The 4,987-nt window shown below is 66.1% G+C and carries 6 protein-coding genes and 2 pseudogenes; 5 read left to right on the forward strand and 3 right to left on the reverse strand.

Annotated elements, in window-relative coordinates:
* Positions 1-103: 103 nt before the first annotated feature.
* The gene (locus AC2VON_RS15075) at positions 104-547 is read right to left on the reverse strand and encodes a PPOX class F420-dependent oxidoreductase (RefSeq protein ID WP_486953675.1); all 444 of its coding nucleotides are present in this window, start codon (positions 545-547) and stop codon (positions 104-106) included.
* A gap of 54 nt (positions 548-601) precedes the next feature.
* Between AC2VON_RS15075 and AC2VON_RS15080 the strand changes: the two genes are divergently transcribed.
* The 4 genes and pseudogenes from AC2VON_RS15080 to AC2VON_RS15095 all read left to right on the forward strand — a co-directional run bounded on the left by AC2VON_RS15080 (position 602) and on the right by AC2VON_RS15095 (position 3,574).
* Complete coding sequence (locus tag AC2VON_RS15080) at positions 602-1,129, forward strand: DUF1697 domain-containing protein (RefSeq protein ID WP_486953676.1); 528 nt, start codon at positions 602-604, stop codon at positions 1,127-1,129.
* 199 nt (positions 1,130-1,328) lie between these two features.
* A complete protein-coding gene (locus AC2VON_RS15085) occupies positions 1,329-1,490 on the forward strand; it encodes a MerR family DNA-binding transcriptional regulator (RefSeq protein ID WP_486953679.1) in 162 nt (53 codons plus the stop codon).
* Between the two features lie 382 nt (positions 1,491-1,872).
* Positions 1,873-2,705, forward strand: a pseudogene (locus AC2VON_RS15090) (class I SAM-dependent methyltransferase).
* A gap of 155 nt (positions 2,706-2,860) precedes the next feature.
* Entirely contained in the window at positions 2,861-3,574 is a 714-nt protein-coding gene (locus tag AC2VON_RS15095; RefSeq protein WP_486953677.1) for an NAD-dependent deacylase, read from the forward strand.
* An 82-nt stretch (positions 3,575-3,656) separates the two neighbouring features.
* Here AC2VON_RS15095 and AC2VON_RS15100 read toward each other — a convergent pair whose 3' ends face one another.
* The gene (locus AC2VON_RS15100; protein WP_486953680.1) at positions 3,657-4,241 is read right to left on the reverse strand and encodes a class I SAM-dependent methyltransferase; all 585 of its coding nucleotides are present in this window, start codon (positions 4,239-4,241) and stop codon (positions 3,657-3,659) included.
* A gap of 391 nt (positions 4,242-4,632) precedes the next feature.
* Between AC2VON_RS15100 and AC2VON_RS15105 the strand changes: the two genes are divergently transcribed.
* Positions 4,633-4,764: a hypothetical protein gene (locus AC2VON_RS15105; RefSeq protein ID WP_486953678.1), complete on the forward strand. Its 132-nt coding sequence runs from the start codon at positions 4,633-4,635 to the stop codon at positions 4,762-4,764.
* A 127-nt stretch (positions 4,765-4,891) separates the two neighbouring features.
* Here the strand turns inward: AC2VON_RS15105 and AC2VON_RS15110 are convergent.
* Positions 4,892-4,987: pseudogene (locus tag AC2VON_RS15110) on the reverse strand (3-hydroxyacyl-CoA dehydrogenase); the annotation flags it as partial.

A 4,987-nucleotide genomic window follows, 5' to 3' on the forward strand; every position in this document is an offset into this window, starting at 1 on the left:
GCGGGCGGGAACCGCCCGGGGAGGAGCCGTGCCATCGGGCGTAGCGCGGCGACGATGCGGGCGGGAACCGCCCGGGGAGGAGCCGTGCCATCGGGCGCAGCGGTCAGCGCATGCCGGGGGGCATGCCGTACAGATGCGAGATCGGCAGCGTCAGCACCACCCGCCGATCGGCGACCATGGTACGGCGGTACTCCCCCCAATCCGGGTGCTCGCCTGAGATGCTGCGATACAAGGCGACCAACGCCTCGACGGCGTCGTCGTCAGGCGCGGCAGCCGGTGCCGTCAACTCCGCGGTGCCCTCGGCGACAGCGTAGGCCCACCCGTCATCGGAGCTGACCAGGATCGATGCCCGCGGATCCCGCCTCAGGTTGCGCGTCTTGGCCCTCGGTTCGGTGATCGATACCTGCAGGACGAGGCTGCGCGGGTCGAAGTGGTACAGCACGTTGGACAGCTGGGGGCGCCCATCGCGTTTGATCGTGGCCAGTACGCCGATCGAATTCCCGCTGATCACGGCCAGCAGTTTGTCGTCGAAAACCTGGCGTCCCATGGGCGAAAGCCTACCGGCCCGGTCTGAGTCGCCGCGTCGTTACCATCAACGCCTATGACCCGGTACGCGACGTTCTTGCGCGGCGTCAACGTCGGGGGCGTCAACCTCAAGATGGCCGACGTGGCAGCCGCGCTCACTGACGCCGGGTTCGGCAACGTCCGCACCGTGCTGGCCAGCGGCAACGTACTGCTGGATTCTCCGGGCGAAGTGGCGGCGGTGCGCACCGCCGCCGAGGCCGCGTTACGGGAGCGGTTCGGCTACGAAGCGTGGGTGCTGGTCTACGGCATCGACACGGTGCGTGCCATCGTCGAGGCATATCCCTTCCGACCCGAGGTCGCCGGGCATCACTCCTACGTCACGTTCGTCGCCGATGCCGTGGTCCTGGACGAGCTGGCCACGCTGGCCGGCCAAGCCGGCGCCGGTGAGAAGATCGCCCGCGGTGACGGCGTCATCTACTGGCAGGTAGCCAAGGGCGACACCCTCAGCAGCGCCATCGGCAAGATAACGGGCAAGAAGCGGTATCAGTCCTCGACCACCACACGCAACCTACGCACGTTGGGCAAGGTGCTGAGCGGGTTGTGAACAGCTGACGGTTTTGTTGGCCGGTAGCGGCTAAAGGGTGGTTGTCGGACGTGTCTGGAAGTGTCGCAGTATCGAGTAGTGACCTGCCAGATAGGAGCCACTTTTATTGGTCATTATTGGTCATGGCGGTGGTACTGCCTGGCGCAGGGCCGGGCACAGGAGAGGTGGAGCAGTGGCTAACCGCGGGCCTGATGATTACGTGTCGGCGACCGCGGCTGCGCATCGGTTGGGGGTATCAACGCGGACGTTGCGCCGTTACGCGTCGGAGGGCCGGTTGCCCGATGCGCGTAGCGCTGGGGGTCGGCGGATCTTTCGGATCGGCGATCTGGACGCTCTCACCCATAAGCCCGCTGCGGCGTAGAGCTGTTGGGTATGCGCGAGTGTCGTCGCGGCGGCAACAGGCCGAAGGTGATCTGGGACAGCATTGGCGTCGCCCTTACCACAACGTCACCCGACACCAGGCTGCGGCCACGGTGATCGGGCGTCGCGCCCGAGGCTTTAGAACCCGGCGTCGAAAAGGTGTGACACCGCAGCAACCGGAGGATCGCGCGGTGAGAGCTACCAACCAGACCGGACCCAAGAGCCAGCAGGTGACCACCGGGAACCGCCCCCGGTCAAGGATACGAGGAACCGAACCTCGTCGACCTTGCCGGAACGTACGCGGTGACCCGGGCCGGGCAACCGTTACCCCGGCAACGGCCAACAATGGCCAATTTCGTCTGTAACGGTAGTGTTTCGCATCCATGAGCCCCGCTAAAGAAAAAGTCAACCTCGGCGGTGTATCCGAGACCGCGCTGCTGACCCTGTATGCGCGGGCGCGCGAAGCTCGCCGCGCCGACGGGATCATCGACGATCCGATGGCGATCTCGCTGGTCGACGCGATCGACTTCGACTTCGCGAAGTTCGGGCCGGTCCGCCAAGACATCGCCTTGCGTGCCCTGGCCTTCGACGTCCACACCCGTCGCTACCTGCAGCACCGCCCGTCGGCGACTGTGGTGGCGGTGGCCGAGGGTCTGCAGACCAGCTTCTGGCGTCTGGATGCAGCCATTTCAGATTCCGGATTCCGTTGGCTCACAGTCGATCTTCCGCCGATCATCGATCTTCGCGAGCGGCTGCTGCCGACTCTGGAGCTGAAGCCGCGAGTGTCGACGTGTGCCCAGTCCGCACTGGACTACAGCTGGATGGACCGGGTCGACCCGGCCGGTGGGGTGTTCGTGACCGTCGAAGGCCTGTTGATGTATCTGCAGCCGGAGCAGGCGATGGGGCTGATCACCGAGTGCGCCAGCAGGTTTCCGGGCGGCCAGATGCTCTTCGACGTACCGCCTGCGTGGTTTACCAAGCTGACACGTCGCGGCCTGTGGACTTCGCTGCGTTACAAGTCCCCGCCGATGCCGTTCAGCCTATGGTGCCCGACGCGGCCAACCTGGTCGAGACGGTGCCCGGCATTCGCGCCGTCCGCGACCTGCAACTTCCGCCGGGCCGCGGCCTGGTCTTCAACACCGTGCTGTCGACCGCCTACCGGCTGCGCGCCCTCGACCGACTGCGCCCGTCGCTGACGCTGCTGGAGTTCGGCTGAGCGCCGTTTACCCGTCCAACGCCGCAGCGAGATAACGCATCGATAGCTTGCAACCTGAGTTGATCGGCGAGCGGCGGGCCCGCGTGCACGTCCACCCGCAGCAACTCGATGGACTCCACCCGTCCGGTATCGCCCGAGCACGCTAGGTTGGTGCTGTGCGGGTGACGGTGCTCAGCGGCGCGGGGATCTCCGCCGAGAGCGGAGTGCCGACATTCCGCGACGACAAAACCGGCCTGTGGGCCCGCTTCGACCCCTACCAGCTGTCCAGCGTCCAGGGCTGGCAGGAGCATCCCGAACGGGTCTGGGGGTGGTATCTGTGGCGTCATTACCTGGTCGGCCGGGTCGAACCGAACGAGGGCCATCGGGCAGTAGCGGCCTTTGAGCGGCACGCCCAGGTGTGCGTCGTGACCCAGAACGTCGACGACCTGCATGAGCGTGCCGGTAGTTCGACCGTGCATCACCTGCACGGCAGCCTATTCGAATTCCGTTGCGCAGCCTGTGGTTCGCCCTACACCGGTGAGCTGCCGGATATGCCGGAGGCCGCGGTGGACATCAAGCCGCCGCAGTGCGCCTGCGGTGGCCTGATCCGCCCGGACATTGTGTGGTTCGGCGAAGAGCTGCCACACGAGGCGTGGCGTGGCGCCGTCGAGGCGACCGAAGCCGCCGACGTGTTGATCGTGGTGGGCACCTCCGGGATCGTCTACCCGGCTGCCGGGCTGCCCGAGTTGGCGCTGGCGCGCGGCGCCACCGTCATCGAGATCAACCCCGAGCCGACGCCGCTTTCCGACTCTGCGACGGTGACCTTGCGCGACACCGCGTCTCGGGCACTACCCGGGCTGTTGCAGAAACTTCCCGCGCTGCTGACTTAACCGTCACGTCGAGCCAGCGCCCACGGCGGCGGTTTTGTCCAGGCAGGCGCCGTGAGTCGCGACACCAACGGCAACGGCCAGGTCAGGACGGACGCTGCGCGCGGCCCAGCGCGAACTCCGACACCGGCACCGGCGCCCAGGACGGAAACTGGTGACCGTGCCGGGCGGTCTGCGGCTGGAAGCCGGCGGCGGCGATCATCTGTTCGGTCTCCCGGTGCGTGTGGCAGTTGCCGAACAACCGCGGCCACACCGTCGCGTCGGCGACGCGCTGCAGCACACCCTGTGCGCCGTGACTGGCGACATGTTCGAAGAAGCGCAGCTCGCCACCCGGCCGGAGTTGCGAATACAGTTGGCGCAGAACATCTTCAGGTTCGTCGATCGAACACAGCACCAGCGAGCACACCACCGCGTCGAACGGCTCACCGACATCCAGCGCCTCGACGGTGCTCGCCACCACGCTGATCGGCACCGGAGCCGAGGACGCCGCGCCGCGAGCGACTTCGCGCAGCCGCGGCTCCGGCTCCACCGCCACCACCTCGGTCACGGTGTCGGGGTAGAGCGCGAAGTTGGTTCCGACACCGGCGCCGACCTCAAGCACCCGCCCGGACAGCCCGTCGAGGTTCTCTCGCCGCCGGTCGCGCAGCCACTCGGTTTCGTGGTTCGACATGAACTTCCAGATCCGGGCGAAAAGCGGGTTGTCGACGGTGGTTCTGTTGTTCAACGTCTACCTCCAGTCGCCACCCATGCTGTTGACGAGTCCAAACATATCCGCTGTCCGGAAGAGGCTGTCATGCAGGCCGGAGCAGATTCCAGGAGTCACACCGGTTTCATATCAGGTGAGGCCTCCTACACCCTCGAGAACTCGGCGGCCAAACTGCTCGTCGTCCACGCCGACCTGTTCGCCAACCTCCCGCGCGAGGACAGCAGCGAGACCTCGGCAAGTACAAACCGTGCGACCGGTGCTGGCCCGGACGAAGCCCTACCCGGCAGTAGGATTGCCACCGTTTTCCGAAGGTTGGCTCAAAGATCCCTTAATGGCGACCAATATGCTCAGTGCCATGTGGATCGACGACTCGAGTGCCGACGTCATCAAGGTTGACTTCGAAGCCCTCTACCACGGTGACCTCCTGGTAGAAGGCGACACCTCGGAGCAGCTTGAGGACGGGCAGGCGCTGGCCACCGCGAGCTGATCGCCGGCTGGATACGGCGCGGGTCGCCACCGTTGCGGCGGCCGCATCTCCGGGTTTTCTCGATACAGTTTCGCTTCGATTCTTCGGCTACTTCCATGAGGAATTGTTGACTAGCTGCACGATAGGCCTACCTGGGGGCCATCCGGATGGCGCCGTCGAGGCGGATCACCTCGCCGTTGAGCATCGGGTTGACGATGATGTGCTCGGCCAGGGCGGCGTACTC

The sequence above is a fragment of the Mycobacterium sp. TH-M82 genome (genome assembly GCF_057473605.1).

Coding starts and splice junctions, on each gene's coding strand:
- AC2VON_RS15080 (WP_486953676.1), top strand. CDS start 602: ATGACCCGGTACGCGACGTTCTTGCGCGGCGTCAACGTCGGGGGCGTC.
- AC2VON_RS15105 (WP_486953678.1), top strand. CDS start 4,633: ATGTGGATCGACGACTCGAGTGCCGACGTCATCAAGGTTGACTTCGAA.
- AC2VON_RS15075 (WP_486953675.1), bottom strand. CDS start 547: ATGGGACGCCAGGTTTTCGACGACAAACTGCTGGCCGTGATCAGCGGG.
- AC2VON_RS15100 (WP_486953680.1), bottom strand. CDS start 4,241: ATGTCGAACCACGAAACCGAGTGGCTGCGCGACCGGCGGCGAGAGAAC.